At 70.4% G+C, this 21168-nt stretch carries 20 protein-coding genes; 13 read left to right on the top strand and 7 right to left on the bottom strand.

Features of this window, described 5'->3' with window-relative positions; translation table 11 throughout:
* Window positions 1-15: 15 nt before the first annotated feature.
* On the bottom strand, window positions 16-1515 hold the full coding sequence (locus ACFTZL_RS19505) for an MFS transporter (RefSeq protein WP_382584068.1): 1500 nt from the start codon (window positions 1513-1515) through the stop codon (window positions 16-18).
* Between the two features lie 143 nt (window positions 1516-1658).
* On the opposite strand from ACFTZL_RS19505, the gene ACFTZL_RS19500 reads away from it, so the two are divergent.
* Window positions 1659-2408: a TetR/AcrR family transcriptional regulator C-terminal domain-containing protein gene (locus ACFTZL_RS19500; RefSeq protein ID WP_382584066.1), complete on the top strand. Its 750-nt coding sequence runs from the start codon at window positions 1659-1661 to the stop codon at window positions 2406-2408.
* A gap of 5 nt (window positions 2409-2413) precedes the next feature.
* Here ACFTZL_RS19500 and ACFTZL_RS19495 read toward each other — a convergent pair whose 3' ends face one another.
* Window positions 2414-2881, bottom strand: coding sequence for an SseB family protein (locus tag ACFTZL_RS19495; protein ID WP_189727101.1), 468 nt, complete (start codon window positions 2879-2881; stop codon window positions 2414-2416).
* A gap of 132 nt (window positions 2882-3013) precedes the next feature.
* Here ACFTZL_RS19495 and ACFTZL_RS19490 point away from each other — a divergent pair, with 132 nt between their 5' ends.
* The 7 genes from ACFTZL_RS19490 (at window position 3014) to ACFTZL_RS19460 (ending at window position 11475) form a co-directional block, all read left to right on the top strand.
* Window positions 3014-3835, top strand: coding sequence for an intradiol ring-cleavage dioxygenase (locus ACFTZL_RS19490; RefSeq protein WP_382584063.1), 822 nt, complete (start codon window positions 3014-3016; stop codon window positions 3833-3835).
* Between the two features lie 134 nt (window positions 3836-3969).
* Entirely contained in the window at window positions 3970-5796 is a 1827-nt protein-coding gene (locus ACFTZL_RS19485) for an acyl-CoA dehydrogenase (protein WP_382584060.1), read from the top strand.
* A gap of 111 nt (window positions 5797-5907) precedes the next feature.
* A complete protein-coding gene (locus ACFTZL_RS19480) occupies window positions 5908-7206 on the top strand; it encodes a M18 family aminopeptidase (protein ID WP_382584058.1) in 1299 nt (432 codons plus the stop codon).
* An 87-nt stretch (window positions 7207-7293) separates the two neighbouring features.
* Window positions 7294-7542 (top strand): DUF6458 family protein, encoded by a 249-nt coding sequence (locus ACFTZL_RS19475; RefSeq protein ID WP_382584055.1) that lies wholly within the window; start codon window positions 7294-7296, stop codon window positions 7540-7542.
* A gap of 96 nt (window positions 7543-7638) precedes the next feature.
* On the top strand, window positions 7639-7980 hold the full coding sequence (locus ACFTZL_RS19470) for a hypothetical protein (protein ID WP_382584052.1): 342 nt from the start codon (window positions 7639-7641) through the stop codon (window positions 7978-7980).
* Window positions 7981-8186: 206 nt separating this feature from the next.
* Window positions 8187-8939 carry a hypothetical protein gene (locus tag ACFTZL_RS19465; protein WP_382584049.1) on the top strand — a complete coding sequence of 251 codons (753 nt, stop codon included), beginning with the start codon at window positions 8187-8189 and terminating at the stop codon, window positions 8937-8939.
* Between the two features lie 163 nt (window positions 8940-9102).
* Window positions 9103-11475 carry a hypothetical protein gene (locus tag ACFTZL_RS19460; RefSeq protein WP_382584046.1) on the top strand — a complete coding sequence of 791 codons (2373 nt, stop codon included), beginning with the start codon at window positions 9103-9105 and terminating at the stop codon, window positions 11473-11475.
* Window positions 11476-11496: 21 nt separating this feature from the next.
* On the opposite strand, the gene ACFTZL_RS19455 is transcribed toward ACFTZL_RS19460, so the two are convergent.
* The gene (locus tag ACFTZL_RS19455) at window positions 11497-13317 is read right to left on the bottom strand and encodes an NHL domain-containing thioredoxin family protein (RefSeq protein WP_382584043.1); all 1821 of its coding nucleotides are present in this window, start codon (window positions 13315-13317) and stop codon (window positions 11497-11499) included.
* Entirely contained in the window at window positions 13314-13739 is a 426-nt protein-coding gene (locus ACFTZL_RS19450) for a cupin domain-containing protein (RefSeq protein ID WP_382584040.1), read from the bottom strand. The genes ACFTZL_RS19455 and ACFTZL_RS19450 overlap by 4 nt, the downstream gene beginning before the upstream one ends.
* A gap of 52 nt (window positions 13740-13791) precedes the next feature.
* Here ACFTZL_RS19450 and ACFTZL_RS19445 point away from each other — a divergent pair, with 52 nt between their 5' ends.
* Both ACFTZL_RS19445 and ACFTZL_RS19440 read left to right on the top strand, forming a co-directional pair.
* On the top strand, window positions 13792-14784 hold the full coding sequence (locus ACFTZL_RS19445) for a GlxA family transcriptional regulator (protein ID WP_382584037.1): 993 nt from the start codon (window positions 13792-13794) through the stop codon (window positions 14782-14784).
* Window positions 14781-15272, top strand: coding sequence for an LURP-one-related/scramblase family protein (locus ACFTZL_RS19440; RefSeq protein ID WP_382584034.1), 492 nt, complete (start codon window positions 14781-14783; stop codon window positions 15270-15272). Before ACFTZL_RS19445 ends, ACFTZL_RS19440 begins: the two co-directional genes overlap by 4 nt.
* Before the next feature lie 88 nt (window positions 15273-15360).
* On the opposite strand, the gene ACFTZL_RS19435 is transcribed toward ACFTZL_RS19440, so the two are convergent.
* Window positions 15361-16158, bottom strand: coding sequence for a carbon-nitrogen family hydrolase (locus ACFTZL_RS19435; protein WP_382584031.1), 798 nt, complete (start codon window positions 16156-16158; stop codon window positions 15361-15363).
* A gap of 194 nt (window positions 16159-16352) precedes the next feature.
* Here ACFTZL_RS19435 and ACFTZL_RS19430 point away from each other — a divergent pair, with 194 nt between their 5' ends.
* Together ACFTZL_RS19430 and ACFTZL_RS19425 are read left to right on the top strand one after the other, a co-directional pair.
* The gene (locus tag ACFTZL_RS19430; RefSeq protein ID WP_382584028.1) at window positions 16353-17177 is read left to right on the top strand and encodes a maleylpyruvate isomerase family mycothiol-dependent enzyme; all 825 of its coding nucleotides are present in this window, start codon (window positions 16353-16355) and stop codon (window positions 17175-17177) included.
* Window positions 17178-17336: 159 nt separating this feature from the next.
* Window positions 17337-18077 (top strand): SAM-dependent methyltransferase, encoded by a 741-nt coding sequence (locus ACFTZL_RS19425; RefSeq protein WP_382584025.1) that lies wholly within the window; start codon window positions 17337-17339, stop codon window positions 18075-18077.
* A 6-nt stretch (window positions 18078-18083) separates the two neighbouring features.
* On the opposite strand, the gene ACFTZL_RS19420 is transcribed toward ACFTZL_RS19425, so the two are convergent.
* Together ACFTZL_RS19420 and ACFTZL_RS19415 are read right to left on the bottom strand one after the other, a co-directional pair.
* Window positions 18084-19379: a nitrate/nitrite transporter gene (locus ACFTZL_RS19420; protein WP_382584022.1), complete on the bottom strand. Its 1296-nt coding sequence runs from the start codon at window positions 19377-19379 to the stop codon at window positions 18084-18086.
* Entirely contained in the window at window positions 19376-20026 is a 651-nt protein-coding gene (locus ACFTZL_RS19415) for a GntR family transcriptional regulator (protein ID WP_382584019.1), read from the bottom strand. Before ACFTZL_RS19415 ends, ACFTZL_RS19420 begins: the two co-directional genes overlap by 4 nt.
* Before the next feature lie 218 nt (window positions 20027-20244).
* Between ACFTZL_RS19415 and ACFTZL_RS19410 the strand changes: the two genes are divergently transcribed.
* A complete protein-coding gene (locus ACFTZL_RS19410) occupies window positions 20245-21144 on the top strand; it encodes a D-alanyl-D-alanine carboxypeptidase family protein (RefSeq protein ID WP_382584016.1) in 900 nt (299 codons plus the stop codon).
* Window positions 21145-21168: the final 24 nt, after the last annotated feature.

Here is a 21168-nt window from a genome sequence, read left to right as displayed (position 1 = left end):
TCGTCCGGGCCGGTGTCAGGCAGCCAGCCGGTGCTCCTCGTTCTCGACCCCGGAGGGCTCGGCCTTGCGGTCCCGCATCACCAGCGTGGCCACCACGGCCGCCGCCAGGACACCGATCGCGCTGATCGTGAAGGTCGTCGACATCGAGGCGGTGAAGGCCTCGCGAGCCGCCCGGACCAGGCCCGTGTCGCCGCCGGCGACGGCCAGGGCCCCGCCGATGGACTCCTTGGCCTGCCCGGGAGCGCCGGCCGGCATCGCGTCGGCGTAGCCGCTGGAGAGCAGGGAGCCGAGGATCGCGATACCGAGGGCGGTGCCGGACTGCTGGATGGTGTCGTTGAGGGCGGAGCCGACGCCCGCCTTGTCCTCGGGGATGGTGCCCATCAGCGCGGCCACCGCGGCCGGCATCGCGAGGCCGGCACCCAGGCCGAGGACCCCCAGTGCCACGGCCGGGACCGTGAACCCGCTGTCGGCGCTGAGCGTGGCCAGCAGCCCGAAGGAGGCGGCCATCAGCAGCATCCCGGCGAGGATGACGACCCGGTTCCCGGCCTTCACGGCGAGCTGGGCCCCGGCGGCGTTGCCGGCCAGCGCGGCGACGGCCAGCGGCAGGAAGGCGAGGCCCGCCTTGACGGCGGAGTAGCCGAGCACGAACTGGAGGTACTGGGTGAGGACCAGCAGCAGGCCGGCGTTGCCGATCTGGACGAGCGACAGGGAGAGCGAGCCCCCGCTGAAGTTGCGGTTCTTGAAGAGGACCAGCGGGACCATCGGCGAGGCGGTGACGTTCTCCCAGATCACGAAGCCGGCCAGGGCGATGACCGCGACGGCCAGGACGAGCAGGGAACGGCCTTCGAAGGCGCCGTGCTGCGGGATCTCGATGATCCACCACACCAGAGCGGTCATGCCCACGGCCGACAGCACCGCGCCCAGCGGGTCCGGCTTCTGCCACGGCGCCTTGGACTCCGGCATCAGCAGCACACCGGCCAGCAGCGCCAGCGCGACGATCGGCACGTTGATCAGGAAGACGGCTTGCCAGGCGAAGTGGTCGATCAGCACACCGCCGAGAACCGGGCTGCCGACCAGCCCCAGCATCGACACCGAACCCCATGCCGCCATCGCCTTGGGCCGCTCGTCCTCCTCGAAGACGGTGATCAGGATGGACAGCGTCGAGGGCATGATCAGCGCCCCGCCGACCCCCATCACGATCCGCACCGCGATCAGCTCACCGGGAGTGGAGCAGAACACCGCCCCCATCGAGGCCGCCCCGAAGAGCAGCAGGCCGATCAGCATCACCTTCCGGCGCCCGAAGCGGTCCCCCAGGCTTCCCGAGGTCAGCAGCAGTCCGGCGAAGACCAGGATGTAGGAGTCGAGGATCCACTGCATGCTCTGGGCGCTCGCCCCGATGTCCTCGGTCAGTGTGGGCACCGCCACCGTCAGCGCCATGTTGTCGACGACCAGCACGAGCGTGCTGAGGCAGAGCACCACCAGGATCCACCAGCGGCGTGGATTACGAGCGTCCATTTCCGTTCCCCTCCCGCGAACACCGTTCCTTCGATGCGCACACTGTACGCACAGCGGAACAGTGTGCGCAACCCTTGAGTTCTGTACGCTGAATGCGCACGCTGTTCGCAGAGGGCCAGCACCGAGCGCCAGGAGGAGTGTCGATGCCCAAGAGCACGAAGACGACGGAGACGACGGAGAAGAACCCGATCCCGTCCGTATGGACCCGCGAGCAGCGCCGCCCCGACCAGCCCGCGCTCAGCAGGGACGCGATCGTGCGGGAGGCGATCGCGATGCTCGACGCCGACGGCATCGAGGCGCTCAGCATGCGCAAGCTCGGCGCCCGGCTGAACGCGGGCGCGACGTCCCTGTACCGGCACGTCGCCACGAAGGACGAGCTGATGGAGCTGGCGGTCGACGAGGTCGCCGCCGAGATCCACGTCCCGCAGGCCGGCGGCCCCGACTGGCGCGCGGCGGTGACCGAGGCGGCGGGGTCCTTCCGCACGACGGCGCTACGGCACCCCTGGCTGACCCTGGTCCTGGGCCAGGCCGGGCTCGCCTACCTCGGGCCCAACTACATGACCTTCTCCGAGCGGCTCGCGGCGCTGTTCACCACGGCGGGGTTCCCCGAGCCGAGCCGCGCGATCGACGCGGTCTTCTCGTACGTCATCGGCATGTCCACCACGGAGGCCGCCTGGCTCACCACGGTCGCCCGCTCCGGCGAGACCGAGTCGGAGTTCGTCGCCCGGCTGCTGCCCGCGGCCCGGGAGGCCTCCGCCGACTACGACCACCTGGCGGCCGCCGACGCGAGGAACGCCGGCCAGACCATCGACCCCGCCCGGATCCGGGACGACAAGTTCACCTACGGCCTGGAGGTCGTCCTGGACGGCCTGGCACTGCGCCTGCCGAAATAGGCAGGTCAGCCGCCGTACATCCGGCGCATCGCGAACTCGACCATCTGCTCGACGGCCTTCGCGTCGAACACCATCCGGTGCTCGCCCTCCATGTCGAGGACGAACCCGTAGCCGGTCGGCAGCAGGTCCAGCACCTCGGAACCGGTGATCACGAAGTACTTGGACTCCTTGCCCGCGTACCGGCGCAGCTCCTTGAGCGTGCTGAACATCGGGATCACCGGCTGCTGGGTGTTGTGCAGCGCGAGGAAGCCGGGGTTGTCGCCGCGCGGGCAGTAGACCTTCGACGTCGCGAAGGCCTGCTGGAAGTCCTCGGCCGCCATCTGCCCGGTGGTGAACGCGCGCACCGCGTCCGTGAGGGAGGGCGGGGACGGCTCGGGGTACAGCGGCGGCTGCTGCCCGTATCCGCCGGACATCGGCTGCTGCGGAGGGGCGTACTGCGCTTGCGGGCCCGCTGTCTGGTCGTAGCCGTACATGGGCGCAAGCGTACCGAGAGCGGCCGGGCGCACGCGCCGGTACGGCAGCCCTGGCGAACCGACAGTGACTCGACAGCGACTTGACAGCCGCGGCTATGGATTGCCGCGGCCGTCGCTCATAGCGTCGGTGCCATGAACGGACGCCATGCCGAGGGACCGCACGAACACGACAGAGGCCTCTCCTACGACCTCCCCGTCCTCGCCCGCCGCCGGATGATCCGGCTGGTGGCGGGCGCGGGCCTGATCCCGCTGGTGGGCTGCACGTCCGAGGGGGAGACCTCCGCGTCGTCCTCCTCGTCGCCCTCCTCCTCGTCGTCGGCCGGGTGCGCGACGATCCCGGAGGAGACGGCCGGTCCGTTCCCCGGCGACGGCTCGAACGGTGTGAACGTCCTGAAGGAGAGCGGGGTCGTCCGCGGCGACATCACGCGGAGCTTCGGCGACTCCGCGGGCGGGACGGCCGAGGGCATACCCCTGACGATCACGCTGACGGTGGTGGACGCGGCCTCCGGCTGCGACGCCCCGAAGCGGGGCGCCGCCGTCTATCTGTGGCACTGCGACCGGGACGGCGCCTACTCCCTGTACTCCGAGGGCGTCACCGAGGAGAACTACCTGCGCGGCGTCCAGGAGACCGACGGCGCGGGCCGCGTCACCTTCAAAAGCGTCTTCCCCGGCTGCTACCAGGGCCGCTGGCCGCACATCCACTTCGAGGTCTACGGCAGCCTGGCCGACGCCACGGCGGCCACGTCGATCACGAACACCTCGCAGCTCGCCTTCCCCGAGGACGTCTGCGACGCGGTGTACGCCACGGACGGCTACGGCGAGAGCGTCCGGAACCTGAGCGGCCTCTCCCTGGAGAGCGACGGCATCTTCAGCGACGGCCACGACCGTCAGCTGGCCACCATGACGGGGAGTACAGGGGACGGCTACACCGCGACACTGACCGTTCCGGTGTGACCTGTCACAGATGACAGGTTGGGGTTGCTTCTTATTACCGACGGGTAGCATCATCGTAGCTACTTGTTGGTACGTGAACTAGCGCGAGGATCCAGTGCCTCGCCGATCTCTCTACGGAGCCGGGAGCCGTCGCCATGGGGCACTACAAGTCGAATCTTCGCGACATCGAGTTCAACCTCTTCGAAGTACTCGGGCGGGACAAGCTGTACGGCACCGGTCCGTTCGAGGAGATGGACGTCGAGACCGCGAAGAGCATCCTGGAGGAGCTGACCCGCCTCTCGGAGAACGAGCTGGCGGAATCCTTCATCGACGCCGACCGCAACCCGCCCGTCTTCGACCCGGAGACCAACACCGCGCCGGTCCCCGCGTCCTTCAAGAAGAGCTACCAGGCCTTCATGGACTCCGAGTACTGGCGCCTCGGCCTGCCCGAGGAGATCGGCGGCACCACCTCGCCCCGCTCCCTGATCTGGGCCTACGCCGAGCTCATCCTGGGCGCCAACCCGGCCGTGTGGATGTACTCCTCGGGCCCCGCCTTCGCCGGCATCCTCTTCGAGGAGGGCAACGAGGTCCAGAAGCACATAGCCAAGTTCGCCACGGAGAAGCAGTGGGGATCCACCATGGTCCTCACCGAGCCCGACGCGGGCTCCGACGTCGGCGCCGGCCGTACCAAGGCCGTGCAGCAGGAGGACGGCTCCTGGCACATCGAGGGCGTGAAGCGCTTCATCACCTCTGGTGAGCACGACATGTCGGAGAACATCCTCCACTACGTGCTGGCCCGCCCCGAGGGCGCCGGCCCCGGCACCAAGGGCCTGTCGCTCTTCCTCGTCCCGAAGTACCTCTTCGACTTCGAGACCGGCGAGCTGGGCGAGCGCAACGGCGCCTACGCCACGAACGTCGAGCACAAGATGGGCCTGAAGGCCTCCAACACCTGCGAGATGACCTTCGGCGACCAGCACCCCGCCAAGGGCTGGCTGATCGGCGACAAGCACGACGGCATCCGCCAGATGTTCCGCATCATCGAGTTCGCCCGCATGATGGTCGGCACGAAGGCGATCTCCACGCTCTCCACGGGCTACCTCAACGCCCTGGAGTACGCCAAGGAGCGCGTCCAGGGCCCCGACCTGGCGAACTTCATGGACAAGACCGCTCCCAAGGTCACCGTCACCCACCACCCCGACGTGCGCCGCTCGCTCATGACGCAGAAGGCGTACGCGGAGGGCATGCGGGCGCTGGTCCTCTACACCGCCTCCGTCCAGGACGAGATCCAGGTCAAGGAGGCCACGGGCGAGGACGCCTCCGACCTGGAGGCCCTGAACGACCTGCTGCTGCCCATCGTCAAGGGCTACGGCTCCGAGAAGGGCTACGAGCAGCTCGCCCAGTCGCTGCAGACCTTCGGCGGCTCCGGCTTCCTGCAGGAGTACCCGATCGAGCAGTACATCCGGGACTCCAAGATCGACACCCTCTACGAGGGCACCACGGCGATCCAGGGCCAGGACTTCTTCTTCCGGAAGATCGTCCGCAACCAGGGCGCCGCGCTGAACTCGCTCGCCGAGGACATCAAGAAGTTCCTGGCGCTCGGCGAGGGCGGCGAGGAGCTCGGCACGGCCCGCGAGCAGCTCGCCAAGGCGGCCGTGGAGCTGGAGGCGATCGTCGGCCTGATGCTGACCGACCTCGCGGCCACCGAGCAGGACGTCAAGAACATCTACAAGGTGGGCCTGAACACGACCCGCCTGCTGCTGGCCTCCGGTGACGTCGTCGTCGGCTACCTGCTGCTCAAGGGTGCCGCGGTCGCCGCCGAGAAGCTGGAGACGGCCTCCGCCAAGGACAAGGCCTTCTACACCGGCAAGATCGCCGCGGCGAAGTTCTTCGCGGCCAACGTCCTGCCGGGCGTCACCCTGGCCCGCAAGGTCGCCGAGGGTGTCGAGCTGGACCTGATGGAGCTGGACGAGGCCGCGTTCTAAAGCGGAACGAGGCCGCGCTCCAGAACAGTCCGCGAGCCCCTCACGTCCTCTGTCCGAGGGCCTGTTCCCTTCGCCGGGAACGGGCCCTCGTCCGTCGTTAAGGTTGAACCCATGAGCGAACCAGCCCGCTTCGACCGCGGCCACACCGACGACCTCATGACCTTCCTGGCGGCGAGCCCGTCGCCGTACCACGCCGTGGCGATGGCCGCCGAGCGGCTGGAGAAGGCGGGCTTCCGGCAGGTCGCGGAGACGGACGCCTGGGAGGGGACGAGCGGCGGCAAGTACGTGCTGCGCGGCGGCGCGATCATCGCCTGGTACGTGCCGGAGGGCGCCGCGCCCCACACGCCGTTCCGGATCGTCGGCGCCCACACCGACTCCCCCAACCTGCGCGTCAAGCCGCTGCCCGACAGCGGGGCGCACGGCTGGCGCCAGGTGGCCGTGGAGATCTACGGCGGACCGCTGCTCAACTCCTGGCTGGACCGCGACCTGGGCCTCGCCGGCCGGCTGACCCTGCGCGACGGCTCGACGCGCCTGGTCAACGTCGACCGGCCGCTGCTGCGCGTCCCGCAGCTCGCCATCCACCTGGACCGCTCGGTGACGGCGGACGGGCTCAAGCTCGACAAGCAGCGGCATCTGCAGCCGGTCTGGGGCCTGGGCCACGAGGTGCGCGACGGCGACCTGATCGCCTTCCTGGAGGAGACGGCCGGCCTCCCCGCGGGCGAGGTCACCGGCTGGGACCTGATGACGCACTCCGTGGAGAAGCCCGCCTACCTGGGACGCGACCGCGAACTGCTGGCGGGCCCGCGCATGGACAACCTGCTCTCGGTGCACGCCGGCACGGCGGCCCTCACGGCCGTGGCCGCCGGTGCGTCGAAGCCGGCGTCCATCCCGGTGCTGGCCGCCTTCGACCACGAGGAGAACGGCTCCCAGTCGGACACGGGCGCGGACGGGCCGCTGCTCGGCAACGTGCTGGAGCGTTCGGTGTTCGCGCGCGGCGGCTCCTACGAGGACCGGGCCCGCGCCTTCGCCGGCACGGTCTGTCTGTCCTCCGACACGGGGCACGCCGTCCACCCCAACTACGCGGAGCGGCACGACCCGACACACCACCCGCGCGTCAACGGTGGCCCGATCCTCAAGGTCAACGTCAACAACCGCTATGCCACGGACGGTTCGGGCCGCGCCGAGTTCGCGGCGGCCTGCGAGCAGGCGGGCGTGCCCTTCCAGTCCTTCGTCTCCAACAACTCCATGCCCTGCGGCACCACGATCGGCCCGATCACCGCCGCCCGGCACGGCATCAGGACCGTGGACATCGGCGTGGCCATCCTGTCGATGCACAGCGCCCGCGAACTGTGCGGAGCCGACGACCCGTTCCTCCTGGCGAACGCGCTCACGGCGTTCCTGGAGAGGTAGAACAGGCCGTCACCGCATGGGTGTTCCCCACCGGGGTACCCGGGGTGCGGACCGGAAGGACCGGACCGTACAGGGAGGCGACACAACATGGGCCTCGGCGGATGCATCATCCTCATCGCCGTGGGAGCCATCCTCACGTTCGCGACCGACTGGGACATGCAGGGGGTCAACCTCGACCTGGTCGGCGTCATCTTCATGATCGTGGGACTGATCGGCGTCACGACGTTCAGCAGCATCGCCAGGCGCCGGCGCGTGGTGGTGCCCCCCACGACGCCGGTCGCGGACGACGGACGACACCACACGCGCGACGGATACAGCGACGGGTACGGGGTGTAGGCCCTCAAGGGGCCGCACCCGGCCTGTCCATCATCTGGAGGACTGTCTCGGCAAGACGCACATATCTCAGCAACTAACTCAGTAATGTGCTGAGTTATGGACTTCACCGTTATCGCTCACGCCGTAGAGGTGGATCACGGCATCAAGCGGCTCTCCATGCGCTTCATCAAGAAGTACGCGGCGCCGGAGCGGCAGCGTCTGAGTACCGAGCTGTGCGAGGAGATCTCGAAGGAGTTCGACAAGCTCGGGCTCATCACGCTGCCCCGGCGCCTGCCGACGTCCGAGAACGAGTTCGTGTTCGTGATCGAGAAGAACAGCGCCCTCGGCCAGACCGTGGCGATCGCCACGTCCCTCGCAGCCCTCGACCGGCTCGGACAGAACCCGCTGCCGTGGCTCTTCGAGAACTACCCCGACGCGCGGGGCCACTTGGTCTCGTAACGAACAGGTTGATATCTGAGCCTGGCTGAATCGGATCAGTTCCGACCGATATCAGCCCAGGTGCGATTTATTGCACTAATCGGCTTGGTGGCCCACCGCGCAGACAGTAGTTTCAGGGTGCGCGAAGCGAGGCGCCTGCAACGCGCGAGCACCGCCGTTGCAGCGGAGGCTCCATTACATCCCTCGTTGTGCAATGGAGTTGGGCCTTGAACGCTTCCTTGAACCAGCCTGCCACCCCCGCCGCCGGCGGCGGGGGTGATCGCATACCACTCTCGTTCACGAACGCGAACAGCACTCCTCGGGGCGTCTACGTCACCGTCCTGTCCGGCGGGCCGGACATGGCCGTCGCCGGATGGCTTCACATGACCTACGAGGCACTGGAGTCAAAGGCCGCCGTCACCATGTGGTCCGAGTTTCGCGAGGAGCTGTACGCCGACCCCGCGCTGAACCTCCGGCGCGGTGACACACTTCGCGCCAGGAAACTCGCGGCCGGGCAGGGCAGGCCGCGTCACCCGTCGCCCCTGCGCGGTCCGAGCCGGGCCGAGCAGTGGAGCTACCGGCAGGTCCTCCGGCGCGGGCTGAAGGTGATCGCCCGGCTGCCCGGAACCACCGTCGGCACCGCCCGCGGGCAGGGCATGAGCGTCGCGGCAACGACCGAGGCCCTCCTCGGAAGGCTGTCAGCCCGTCACCACGCGGACGGCACGCCCGCCCTGGTGCTCATCCGGACCAACACGGCCGCCACCTCCTGGTACGAGCTCACTCCCGCCCCGGCTCCCGCCGCCGCGCACCTCGTCGAGGGCTCGCCGTACGCCTCGGCCGAGGCGGGCGGCCTCTCGGAGGCGGCGGAGTTCGTCGCGTACTGCGCCTACCAGCACTACGCCCGGGCGCACAACCGCCGGTTCCTCTGGGAGTGGTTCCCCGAGCTGCTCCCGGATGCCGAGCGTCCCCTGCACGTCTGACGCGGGCCACCGGACGGCCGAGCGCCGGGCCCATGGTCCCGTCCGTCCCCGGCCACCTCGGCCGTCCCTTACCTGCCCCGGGTCCGTCCCGCCTTCGCGGGCATCCCTTCGTCCCCCTCGCCGTCGTCACCCCTGCCGCTCCCATGTCCGGAGGACATCACCCATGCCCCTTCCCGCCCCCCGCTCCTTCACCGTGCAGTGGGGTTCCGAATCCGTACTGGTGTCCAATGTCGAGCCCGAACTGCCGGCCACGTCCGGGGACGCGGACCTCGCGAAGGTGGTCGACGCGGGCCGGGCCAACCCGGTGACCCTGCTGCCCGACGCCGCCTGGGAGGCCGTCGCCCGCGCCACGACCGGCCCGGACGGTGTGGCCGTGCAGCTCCGGCCCACCCCTGAAGAGCCCGCCGGCCTGCTGATGGTGGAGAACGTCGACGGCGCGACCCTGTACTCGGTCGTCACCCGGGCCCATCTGAGCGAGATGCTGCCCGGTATCCAGCCCCGTACCGGAATGGAGGTCATGGAGATCCCCGACCCCCAGGTCCAGGGGATCACGGACCAGGACCGTCCCTGCGCCATCGTCCGGTACCGGTACCAGGACCTCGCCCACCTCCGGAACCACGTGTGGCAGACCATCCACGGCACCCTGTCGCTCAACAGCTACGCACCCTCGATCCTCGCCCGCAAGGTCACGCGGAATCTGATCACCCACCCCGTCGAGATCACCTTCGAGGACGGCACCGAGTCCTTCTACGCCTTGGTCGTACGGGACGGAATCACCCGGCTCGCGAGCGCCTGGGCCGTGAACGCCGGGCCCGACGCCGACGCGGCGGAGGCGGCCGGACTCGCGGTGGACTCGCTCTTCGGCAAGAACCCCGCCGCTCCGCCGGGGCCGGGGGGCGGCCCGCTCGGAGAGCGGCTGGCCGCGGGCCGGGATCGGTGGCGCCGGTCGCTCAGGGAGGAGTTCGCCCGTGACATCGGGGCGCAGGAGCCGGGGACACGGGCCGCCCAGATCGGCCAGACCTACGTCATTCCGGCCCAGGTCGCCGTCGGGGCGGAAGGGCACCCCGGTCATCTGCTGGCCGCCGAGGACATCTTCGACGACGCGATCCGCTCCGTACTGGCCTCGGTGCACGTGGAGTTCAAGCAGTGGGACACGGCCGCCAAGAACGTCGAGGTGGCCACCCGCGCCCTCAAGCGAGTCATCCAGCTCGGCGACTCGCTCGTGCCGAAGGACGATCTCCAGGTCGTCTACGGTCTGGCCGTCGGCCGGATCCCGGTGGAGGAACTCCCCCGGGTCTTCGCCACCGACGCGGTCACGGCACCGCCCGGCACGGCCTTGTGGCGCAGCGTCTATCTGCTGCACTCCCTGACCCGGCCGGAGCTCCTGGAACCCCTGAAGGACCAGGCCAAGGCCATCAAGGGCGGCAAGCGCATGGGGCTGAAGGGATTCGCGGAGCTGCTCGGTCCGCTGATCGACCTCCCGTGGCGCTCGTACAAGAAGCACGTCACCACACAGGCGCGCAACGCCTGGAACAACGGCGGTGTCCTCACCTCCGACGTCATCCAGGAGTGGGAGCCCCGGCCCACGGACGACTTCAAGAGCCTGGTGGAGCCCGCTCTGCGTGGCGACATCGACGCCCGCTGCACCCTGGCCGTGGCGGGTGGCGTGGCGCTGATCGCCGACAAGCTCCTCACCCGAAACGTCGGGTCGGCCCTGATGGCACCCAAGGAGAAGGGCGGCGTCCCGTTCCGCGCCGACGTCAACCAGGTCATCGAGGACCTGTCCCAGCAGCACAACGAGCTGGGTCTGTGGACCCTCGCCCTGGCCGCCGAGAGGTTCCGCAGCGACGCACTGCCCGAGAACGCGGTGACGATGCGCCAGCTCATCCACAAGCAGAAGGACGGGGGCGTGGCCATCACGCCCTACGTCCACTTCAAGGTCGACCTCGCCAGTCCCGACAAGATCGAGCGCGATGACGACGGCGTACCCGTGATGCTGCACCAGTGGGACGTCGTCTGGGCCTCGAACCCCGAACGCGCCCTCAAGGCCCACCCTCCGAAGGTGCCCCTCGTGCCGTCCCCGTCGTCCGGTTCGGCGCCGGGGACCGACGCGACGGAAACGACGGGGACGGGGACGGGGGCCGGGGCTGAGACCGGGACCGGGACCGGGACCGGGACGAGTGAACCGGACGCCACCGGGGCGCCCCTGCCCCCGGCGGGGAACGCAGCCGGAACGCATCCCGCGCAGCTACCCGCCAGCCAGCGTGCCGCCGAGCAGCGGCTTGTGCTGCGCCAGGGCGTGACGACTGCCCGGGATGCCCTCGACCGACTGCTGCTCCTCGAACCCGAGGTCGGCGGCCACACCCCCATCGTCCCGCTCTCCGCCCTCGACGACCTCCACAAACTGCTCATCAGTCTGCAGACGGACGTGGAGAACCTGCGCCGTAAGACAGCCCTGGAGCAGGAGCAGGAGCAGGAGCCGGAGCAGGACCCGGTCGCGGAGAGCGAGGAGGCACAGGAGGAGGTGGCGGCCTGAGCTCCGGCCGAGCCCGTCAGGTCAGCTCTCGTCCATCCCGGCCAGCACCAGCGGCAGCCGGTCCGTCCCCGCCTCGGTGAGGCGGACGGGTACGCCCCAGTCCTGCTGGTGGACGTGACAGGCCGGGTATTCGTTGGCCGGGTCGTCGTCGCAGGAGGCGGCCATCGCGGAGACGTGCAGCACACCCTCCTCCACGGCGGGGTCGAGCTCGAGGGCGCGGGAGAGGTCTGTCCCCGCGCCCTCGCCGCCGCGCAGCAGCTCCGGCGGGGTGGCCGAGACGAGCAGGCGGGTGGAAGGGCCGTAGCGCGTGTCCAGCTTCTGGCCCGCCGGGGCCTGGAAGATCACGTCCAGCCGGAGCCGCCCGGCGGTGACCTCGGTGGCCTCCCGCTGCGTACGGTGGGCCACCTCCGGCACCTGCACCGCCTCCTCGGGCAGCCGCAGCCGGGTCAGCCGGTGCCGGGCCGACTCCACGACCACGATGTCGTCGCCGGCGAGCACCGCGTCGCTGGGCTCGCGCAGGTCCGTGGCGAGGGTCGTGACCTCACCGGTCGCCGGGTCGTAGCGGCGCAGGGCGTGGTTGTACGTGTCGCTGACCGCGACAGAGCCGTCCGGCAGCGCGGTGACACCCAACGGGTGCTGCAGCAGGGCCTGTTCCGCCGCGCCGTCCCGGTGCCCGAAGTCGAACAGGCCGGTGCCGACGGCCGTGTGGACGGAACCGTCCGGCTCCACCCAGCGCAGGGCCGACGTCTCGGAGTCGGCCAGCCAGAGCCGCTCCGGTGTCGCGGCCAGCCCGGACGGCTGCGCGAACCAGGCCTCGCCGCCCGGCCCGTCCACCAGCCCCTCGTTGGTCGTACCGGCCGTGACGGCCACCGTCTTGTCGGCCGGGTCGTACGCCCACAACTGATGCACACCGGCCATGGCGATCCACACCCTGCCCTGCCACCGGGCGACGTCCCAGGGGGAGGAGAGGTCGACCTCACGGGCCGGGCCCGAGGTGGGTGAGCCCTGCCACCACTGCCGGCCCGTGCCGGCGAGGGTGGTGACCTCGCCGGTGGTGAGGTCCAGCCGCCGCAGCGCGTGATTGACGGTGTCGGCGACGACCACGGTGTCATCGTCGAGGAGCGCGAGCCCCTGCGGCTCGCTGAAGGCGGCCTCGTCGGCGGGTCCGTCGGCGAACCCGCGCGTACCGGCCCCGATCCTGCGCACCACGCTCTCGCCGTCCTCGGCGAGCTCCACCAACTGGTGCCGGGTGGTGTCACTGACCAGGAAGTTCCCCGACGGCAGCGGCACGGCCTTCCCCGGGAACCGCAACGCCGTCGGCTCCGGCTCCGGCGCCACGTACGGCCCGTCCCCGCGCCGCAACGTCCCCTTCGCCGCGTGCTCGGTCTCCAGCTCCGCCACCAGCCGCTCGATGGCGTGCACATGCCCCTCACCGGCGTGCTGGGCGACCACGTACCCCTCGGGGTCGATCACGACGAGCGTCGGCCAGGCCCGCACGGCGTACTGCTTCCAGGTCGCGAGCTCCGGATCGTCGAGCACCGGGTGCTCCACCCCGTACCGCTCCACCGCGTCCACCACGGCCTGATGCTCGGCCTCGTGCACGAACTTCGGCGAGTGCACCCCGATGACGACGACCGTGTCCCGGTGCTTCTCCTCGAGCTCGCGGAGCTCGTCCAGGACATGCAGGCAGTTCACGCAACAAAATGTCCAGAAATCCAGGATGACGATGCGTCCCCGCAGGTCAGCGAGGGTGTACTGCTGCCCGCCCGTGTTCAGCCAGCCGCCCTTGCCGATCAGCTCGGGGGCACGGACGCGGGCGCGTCGGGGTGCGGAGTGGTTCATGCGTCCAGGGTGTCATCCGGCACTGACAGCGTGCCCAGCGCGTGCCCCGTCGTGGCGTCCACATGGTCCGGGACCTCGTCGTGGCGGTCGCCGACCGTGAGGGTGCCGGTGGGTTCGAGCATGAGGATCGCGGTCGGGACGGGCGCGTACGGCTTGTGCTCGGTACCGCGCGGGACCGTGAAGACGCTGCCCTTGGGAAGCACCACCGTGCGCTCCCCGGCCGTCTCGCGCAGGCCGATGTGCAGCTCGCCGTCGAGCACGAGGAAGAACTCGTCGGTGTGCTCGTGGACGTGCCAGACGTGCTCGCCCTCGACCTTCGCGACGCGGACGTCGTAGTCGTTGACGGCGGTGACGATGCGAGGGCTCCACCGCTCGGAGAAGGAGGCCAGGGCGTGGGCGAGGAAGACGGGTTCCTGGGTCATGAGGCGATCTTCCGGGGTGCGGCACGTGCCGCACGAGTGCTAGGAATCGCATATGTCGCAAGGATCCTCGCACCGCCCGCACCGGGTCGTCCTGCTGGTGGACGAGAACTCGAACCCCTTCGAGATGAGCTGCGCCATCGAGATCTTCGGGCTGTCCAGGCCGGAGCTCGGGCGGGAGCTGTACGACTTCCGGCTGTGTGCCGCCGCACCGCACACGCGCATGCGGGACGGCTTCTTCACCCTGACCGGGGTGGCCGGGCTGGAGGCCGCCGAGGAGGCGGACACCCTGATCGTGCCGAACCGGCCCGACACGGGTACGCCCCGGGCGCCGCGCGTCCTGGACGTCGTACGCCGGGCACACGCGCGTGGTGCGCGACTCGTCGGGTTCTGCTCGGGTGCGTTCACGATCGCGGAGGCCGGGCTGCTGGACGGGCGCCGTGCGGCCTGTCACTGGATGTGGGCGGAGTCGTTCCGGGCGCGGTTCCCGCGGGTCGGGCTGGAGCCGGACGTGCTGTTCGTGGACGACGGCGACATCCTCACCGCCTCCGGCAGCGCCTCGGCGCTGGACCTGGGACTGCACGTCGTACGGCGTGACCACGGCGCCGAGATCGCCAACCACGTCTCCCGGCGGCTGGTGTTCGCCGCGCACCGGGACGGCGGGCAGCGGCAGTTCGTGGAGCGGCCCGTCCCGGACGTGCCGGACGAGTCCCTGGCCCCGCTGCTGGCCTGGGCGCTGGAGCGGCTGGGCGAGCCGCTGACGGTGGCGGACCTGGCCGCACGCGCGCGGGTCAGCCCCGCCACGCTCCACCGCCGCTTCCGCTCCCAGCTCGGGACGACACCACTCGCCTGGCTGACCGGGGAGCGCGTCGCGCTAGCCTGCCGGCTGATCGAGCGGGGCGAGGAACGACTGGACGTGGTGGCGGCCCGGAGCGGGCTCGGTACGGCCGCCAACCTGCGCACGCGCCTGCGGCGGGCGACGGGACTCAGCCCGTCGGCCTATCGGCGGCGTTTCGGAGCGGGCGGCGGGGAAGCCCTGGTCTCATGAGATTCCTCGTGTACGACCGGCTCCTCGGCTTCGGTGACGACTACTGGATCGAGGACGACCGCGGCAGCAAGGTGTTCCTCGTCGACGGCAAGGCGCTGCGGCTGCGGGACACCTGGGAGCTGAAGGACACCCAGGGGCGCGTCCTCGTCGACATCCACCAGAAGATGCTCGCCCTGCGCGACACGATGGTGCTCCAGCGGGCCGGTGAGCCGCTGGCGACGATCCGCAGGAAACGGCTGTCCCTGCTGCGCAACCACTACCGGGTGTCCCTGGCCGACGGCAACGAACTGGACGTCAGCGGCAAGATCCTCGACCGGGAGTTCGCCGTCGAGTACGACGGTGAGCTGCTCGCGGTGATCTCCCGGCGCTGGCTGACCCTGCGGGACACCTACGGCGTGGACGTCGTCCACGAGGACGCCGATCCGGCACTGCTGATCGCCGTGGCGGTGTGCGTCATCCACCTGGCGGAGAAGGAGCGCGAGGACTGAGAGCGCGGGAGGAGTGAGCGAGCACGGGAGGGCTGGGAGAGCCCGGGAGGGCTGGGAGAGCCCGGGAGGGCTGGGAGAGCCCGGTGGGTCAAGGCCTGCGCGGGGGCTCCAGTCCCAGCAGCCGGTCCTTCAGCGCCGGGAACTGCTCCCGCGTCGTCGCGACCTTCCCCGGGTCGAACTCCACCGTGAGGACCTCCTCGTCGGCACCGGCCCGGGCCAGCACCTCGCCCCAGGGATCGACCACGATCGAGTGACCGGCCTGCGGAACTCCGGCGTGCGTCCCGGCCGTTCCACACGCGACGACGAACGACTGGTTCTCGACGGCCCGTGCCTGGGCCAGCAGCGTCCAGTGGGACCGGCGGCGCTCCGGCCAGCCCGCCGACACCACGAGCGTCTCGGCACCGGCGTCAACGAGACCGCGGAAGAGTTCGGGGAAACGGAGGTCGTAGCAGGTGCTCAGACCCAGGACGGACTGCGGCAGACGCACCGTCACCAGCTCGGCGCCCGCGCCCATCAGCACGGCCTCGCCCTTGTCGAAGCCGAAGCGGTGGATCTTGCGGTAGGCGGCGGCCAGGTCGCCGGAGGGGGAGAAGACGAGGGACGTGTTGTAGAGCGGTCCGTCGGGGTCACGCTCGGGAATCGAACCCGCGTGCAGCCACACGCCCGCGTCGCTCGCGGCCTTCGCCATCGCCTCGTACGTCGGCCCTTCGAGCGGCTCGGCCTCGCGCCCGAACTCCTCGTAGGCGAACGCACCCGTGGTCCACAGCTCCGGCAGGACGACGAGATCGGCACCGGCCTGCTCCCGGACGAGCGACGCCACCCGCCTTCGGCGCGATTCGACCGATTCGCCCTCATCTACGGCGATCTGGATCACAGAGGCGCGCACACTACCACCGTCCTGGCATTCGACCCGTCCTACAAGGGCTTCCCCCCGGGCCTACGATCGTCACACGAAAGCACTGCCGGGGTGCCTCACAGCAGCGTAACTTAGCTGCCAAGACACCCGCCGACAGCCGCCACCTCCCACTGGCAACGCCGCCACCACCTGCCCGTGCACCGACCGCCGAGGGGTCCCGTTCCGTGAGTCTGCATCCCACCCTCCAGCCCTACGCCGACGCCTGGACCCACTCCATCGATGCGATATCCGAGCTGCTCCAGCCGCTCGCGGAGGCCGAGTGGAACCGGCGGACGCCGTGCCCCGGGTGGTCGGTGCGGGACGTGGTCTCCCATGTCATCGGCCTGGACTGCGAGATGCTCGGCGACCCGCGCCCCATCCACACGCTCCCGCGCGACCTCTTCCACGTGACGAACGACCACCAGCGCTACATGGAGATGCAGGTCGACGTCCGCCGTCACCACACGGCCCCGGAGATGACCTCCGAGCTGGAGTACGTGATCATCCGCCGCAACCGCCAGCTGCGGAACGAGTCGCGTGACCCGGGCACGAAGGTGCGCGGCCCGCTGGGCACGGAGCTGACCCTCGAGGAGTCCATGCGCCGGCACGCCTTCGACGTGTGGATGCACGAGCAGGACCTGCGCACGGCCCTCGGCCGGCCCGGCAACCTCGACTCCCCCGGCGCGCACGTCGCCCGTGATGTGCTGCTCTCCGAACTCCCGCGCGTGGTCGCCGAGAACGCCGGGGCGCCGCGCAGCTCGGCGGTCGTCTTCGACGTGCACGGCCCCATCGAGTTCCTGCGCACGATCCGCGTCGACATCCAGGGCCGCGGCACCCTCGAAACGGCCCCCGCCCTCGGCCCCGCCGCGACCCTCACCCTCGACTGGGAGACCTACCTCCGCCTGGCCTGCGGCCGCGTGACACCCGAGTCGGTGTCCGACCGCCTCAAGACAGAGGGCGACCCGGACCTGACGGCAGCGATCCTGCGCACCTTCACGGTGACGCAGTAGACCCACTCAGCTGCGGGCAATTGGGCCGCCAAGGGCGGCACGGGTGGGCGCAGCGGCACCTCGTCACGCCGAGCTGCGCACCCACCCGGCCCCGGCCCCAACCCCCAGGGCCCGAAAACCCCGTGCCGCAGTCCCACCACCCCACGTAGCGTCCCGCCCATGACCACCACCCCACCCCGCCACACCCGACTCACCTTCCACGGCCCGCTGTCGGAGGCACGGGCAGACCGCCTCATAAGCCGGCTCACCCGCAACACCCCCACCACCGTCCTGGACATCGGCTGCGGCTGGGCCGAGCTCATGCTCCGTGTCCTGACCGCCGCCCCGGACGCCACCGGCACCGGCATCGACATCGACACGGAAGCCCTGGCCCGGGCCCGCCAGGCCGCCACGGCACGCGGCCGGGCCGACCGGGTCCGTTTCATCGAGGGGTCCGCCACCGAGACGACCCACGAGCCCGCCGACCTCGTCCTGTGCCTGGGCGCGAGCCAGGCCCTCGGCGACCGGCTCCCCGAGGCCCTGAAGGAACTCCGCCTGCGGGTCGCCGACGGCGGTCGTGTACTGCTCGGCGAAGGGTTCTGGCAGCGCACCCCGACCCCGGCAGAGCTGTCCGGCATGTGGCCGGACGCCGCCGTCACCGACCACCACGACCTCGCGACCCTCGTGGACCTGGCGATCGAGGCCGGGTTCAGGCCGGAGTGGACGGAGACCGCGAGCCTCGACGAGTGGGAGGAGTTCGAGTCGGCGTACCTGGCGGACGTCGAGGTGTGGCTCGCCGGGCACCCCGGGCATCCGCTCGCGGCCGAGACCAGGGAGCGCGCGGACCTGCACCGTGCGCGGTGGCTGACGTACCGCGGCGTCCTGGGGCTGGCCTACCTCACCCTCGTACCGACCGCCTGACCCACGTCACGCCGGGACGTGCACCGTCTCGACCCGGCTCGCCACCAGGCGTTCCCGTTCGCGCCGGATGGCACGCTTGCGCAGACGCAGGATCTGGCTGACTCCGAGTGCCTGGAGTACGAACACCGCCGAGAAGGCGATGCCGTAGTCGTCGCCGGTGGCGTCCAGCAGGACACCGACGGCGAACAGCGTGGTCATGGAGGCCACGAAGCCGCCCATGTTGGTGATGCCGGAGGCCGTGCCCTGCCGCTCGGGCGGGTTCGCCGGACGGGCGAAGTCGAAGCCGATCATCGACGCGGGCCCGCACGCCCCGAGGACCGTGCACAGCACGATCAGCAGCCACATCGGGGCGTGCTCGCCCGGGTAGGCCAGCGTCGCCGCCCACAGGACCGCCGTCGTGCCGACCGTGGCGAGCGCGATGGGCAGCCGGGCCTCGTGGTGCCGGGCGACGATCTGGCCGTAGACCATGCCGACGCCCATGTTCGACAGCACGACGAGCGTGAGGAGTTCACCGGCGGTGGCGCGGGACAGCCCCTGTGCCTCGACCAGGAACGGCAGGCCCCACAGGAGCAGGAAGACCATCGCCGGGAACTGGGTCGTGAAGTGCACCCACATCCCGAGCCGCGTCCCCGGCTCCCGCCAGGAGGCGGCGATCTGGCGCCGTACGTAGGCCGCGCCCTGGTGCGGGAGCGGCTCCGGCTCGTGGCCCTCCGGGTGGTCCTTCAGGAACAGCAGCACCAGCACGAACACCACGGCCCCGGCGACCGCGCTGCCCGCGAACGCCGCCGTCCAGCCGATGCCGTGCAGCAGCCGGGCCAGGACGAGCGTGGAGACGAGGTTGCCCGCCATGCCCACCAGGCCCGCGAACTGGGCGACGAGCGGCCCGCGCCGGGCCGGGAACCACCGGGTGCCCAGCCGCAGCACGCTGATGAAGGTCAGCGCGTCACCGCAGCCGAGCAGCGCCCGGGAGGCGAGCGCCGTGCCGTACGACGGGGAGAACGCGAAGCCGAGCTGCCCGGCGGTGAACAGCACCGCCCCCAGCGCCAGCACCTTCTTGGTGCCGAGCCGGTCCACGAGCAGGCCGACGGGTATCTGCATGCCCGCGTAGACCAGTAGCTGGAGGATGGAGAAGGTGGACAGGGCCGAGGCGTTGACGTGGAAGCGGTCGGCGGCGTCGAGGCCGGCCACGCCCAGGGACGTGCGGAAGATGACCGCGACGAAGTAGACCGAGACGCCCGTGCCCCAGACGGCCAGGGCCCGCCGGCCGCCCGGTGGATCGCCGGGCAGTATGCCGGGGCTCATCGGACTTCCCCCCGCGCCAGGTGCGAGAACCAGCCGACGTGCCGGTGGACGAGCCCGACGGCCGCCTCGGCGTCCCCGGAGCGCAGCGCTTCGAGGATCTCCTCGTGTTCGGTGAGGGTCTTGGCGATCCGGTCGGGGTGGGAGTGCAGGACGGCGACGCCCATGCGGAGCTGGCGGTCGCGAAGCTGGTCGTAGAGGCGGGAGAGGATCTCGTTGCCGCCGCTACGGACGATCTCGGCGTGGAAGCAGCGGTCGGTGACGGCGGCCGCGGCCAGGTCTCCGGCGGCGGCCTGCTCCTTCTGCCGGGCGAGCAGCGCTTCGAGGCGCTCGATGAGCCCGGGGGGCGCGGGCACGGCCTTGCGCGCCGCGTGCTCCTCGACGAGCAGCCGGGTCTCCACGACGTCGGCGATCTCCTGCGCGGAGACGGGCAGCACGAGGGCGCCCTTCTTCGGGTAGAGCCTGATCAGCCCCTCGGCCTCCAGCCGGAGCAGCGCCTCGCGCACCGGCGTGCGGGAGACGCCGACGGCCTCGGCGAGTTCGCCCTCGGTGAGCAGGGTCCCGCCCTCGTAGCGGCGCTCCAGGACGCCCTGCTTGACGTGGGTGTACACGCGGTCGGCGGCGGGAGGGTGCTTCACGGCCAGGGTCATGCCGACAGCATAGATACAACAGGTACGCATGGATGTATCCGTCCAGAATGCGGACTCACGCGGCCTCCAATGTCACACGTCTGTGGCAAAGGGCGGGTCCCCCTCGGCAACGGCACAACCAACTGTGCTAGTTACAAGTCAGACACGTGCGGCTCCTTTCCCCTCGTCCTCAATTCGGCCGCACGCCTGGGGCATTCAACGCAATCGGGGTACTTCACTTGATAACCGGCATTAAGGGCACCCGTCTCCGTAGAGCCGCGGCCGTCGCCGTCACCACCGGCGCCATGCTCGCGACCGGAGCCCTCACCGTTGCGCCGGCGCAGGCCGCCACGGCGCCCACGATCGCCGCCAAGGGCGGCTACGTGATGAACAACGCGACCGGCAAGTCGCTCTACACCAAGGCTGCCGACACGCGTCGCTCCACCGGCTCGACCACCAAGATCATGACGGCCCTGGTGGTGCTGAAGCAGTCGAACCTCAACCTGGACAGCAAGGTCACGGTCCAGAAGGCGTACAGCGACTACATCGTCGACAACAACTGGGCGTCGAACGCCAAGTTGATCGTCGGCGACAAGGTCACCGTCCGCCAGTTGCTGTACGGGCTGATGCTGCCGTCCGGCTGCGACGCGGCGTACGCGCTCGCCGACAAGTTCGGTTCGGGCTCGACGCGGGCGGCGCGCGTGAAGTCGTTCATCGGCAAGATGAACACCACGGCCAAGAACCTGGGTCTGAAGAACACCCACTTCGACTCGTTCGACGGCATCGGCAAGGGCAGCAACTACTCCACGCCGCGCGACCTGACGAAGATCGCCAGCAGCGCCATGAAGAACTCCACGTTCCGCACGGTCGTCAAGACGAAGAAGTACACGGCGAAGACGACCACGAAGTCCGGCGGCACGCGGACGATGGCCCCGTGGGAGAACACCAACCCGCTGCTCGGGAGCTACACCGGCGCGATCGGCGTGAAGACCGGTTCCGGCCCGGAGGCCAAGTACTGCCTGGTCTTCGCGGCCACGCGGAACGGCAAGACGGTCATCGGCACGGTCCTCACCTCGACCAACCTGACCACGCGCAAGTCGGACGCGACGAAGCTGCTCAACTACGGCTTCACCAAGTAGGACAGGCACCACAGGCACAAGTGA

It is taken from the genome of Streptomyces sp. NPDC056948 (genome assembly GCF_042674225.1).
In the GTDB taxonomy this organism is placed as follows: domain Bacteria; phylum Actinomycetota; class Actinomycetes; order Streptomycetales; family Streptomycetaceae; genus Streptomyces; species Streptomyces purpurascens.
This window is presented reverse-complemented; position numbering and strand designations above follow the sequence as displayed.

Excerpts from the sequence above, each read along its gene's own strand:
- ACFTZL_RS19505 (WP_382584068.1), bottom strand. The coding sequence starts at position 1,515 with ATGGACGCTCGTAATCCACGCCGCTGGTGGATCCTGGTGGTGCTCTGC.
- ACFTZL_RS19500 (WP_382584066.1), top strand. The coding sequence starts at position 1,659 with ATGCCCAAGAGCACGAAGACGACGGAGACGACGGAGAAGAACCCGATC.
- ACFTZL_RS19495 (WP_189727101.1), bottom strand. The coding sequence starts at position 2,881 with ATGTACGGCTACGACCAGACAGCGGGCCCGCAAGCGCAGTACGCCCCT.
- ACFTZL_RS19490 (WP_382584063.1), top strand. The coding sequence starts at position 3,014 with ATGAACGGACGCCATGCCGAGGGACCGCACGAACACGACAGAGGCCTC.
- ACFTZL_RS19485 (WP_382584060.1), top strand. The coding sequence starts at position 3,970 with ATGGGGCACTACAAGTCGAATCTTCGCGACATCGAGTTCAACCTCTTC.
- ACFTZL_RS19480 (WP_382584058.1), top strand. The coding sequence starts at position 5,908 with ATGAGCGAACCAGCCCGCTTCGACCGCGGCCACACCGACGACCTCATG.
- ACFTZL_RS19475 (WP_382584055.1), top strand. The coding sequence starts at position 7,294 with ATGGGCCTCGGCGGATGCATCATCCTCATCGCCGTGGGAGCCATCCTC.
- ACFTZL_RS19470 (WP_382584052.1), top strand. The coding sequence starts at position 7,639 with ATGGACTTCACCGTTATCGCTCACGCCGTAGAGGTGGATCACGGCATC.
- ACFTZL_RS19460 (WP_382584046.1), top strand. The coding sequence starts at position 9,103 with ATGCCCCTTCCCGCCCCCCGCTCCTTCACCGTGCAGTGGGGTTCCGAA.
- ACFTZL_RS19455 (WP_382584043.1), bottom strand. The coding sequence starts at position 13,317 with ATGAACCACTCCGCACCCCGACGCGCCCGCGTCCGTGCCCCCGAGCTG.
- ACFTZL_RS19450 (WP_382584040.1), bottom strand. The coding sequence starts at position 13,739 with ATGACCCAGGAACCCGTCTTCCTCGCCCACGCCCTGGCCTCCTTCTCC.
- ACFTZL_RS19445 (WP_382584037.1), top strand. The coding sequence starts at position 13,792 with ATGTCGCAAGGATCCTCGCACCGCCCGCACCGGGTCGTCCTGCTGGTG.
- ACFTZL_RS19440 (WP_382584034.1), top strand. The coding sequence starts at position 14,781 with ATGAGATTCCTCGTGTACGACCGGCTCCTCGGCTTCGGTGACGACTAC.
- ACFTZL_RS19425 (WP_382584025.1), top strand. The coding sequence starts at position 17,337 with ATGACCACCACCCCACCCCGCCACACCCGACTCACCTTCCACGGCCCG.
- ACFTZL_RS19420 (WP_382584022.1), bottom strand. The coding sequence starts at position 19,379 with ATGAGCCCCGGCATACTGCCCGGCGATCCACCGGGCGGCCGGCGGGCC.
- ACFTZL_RS19415 (WP_382584019.1), bottom strand. The coding sequence starts at position 20,026 with ATGACCCTGGCCGTGAAGCACCCTCCCGCCGCCGACCGCGTGTACACC.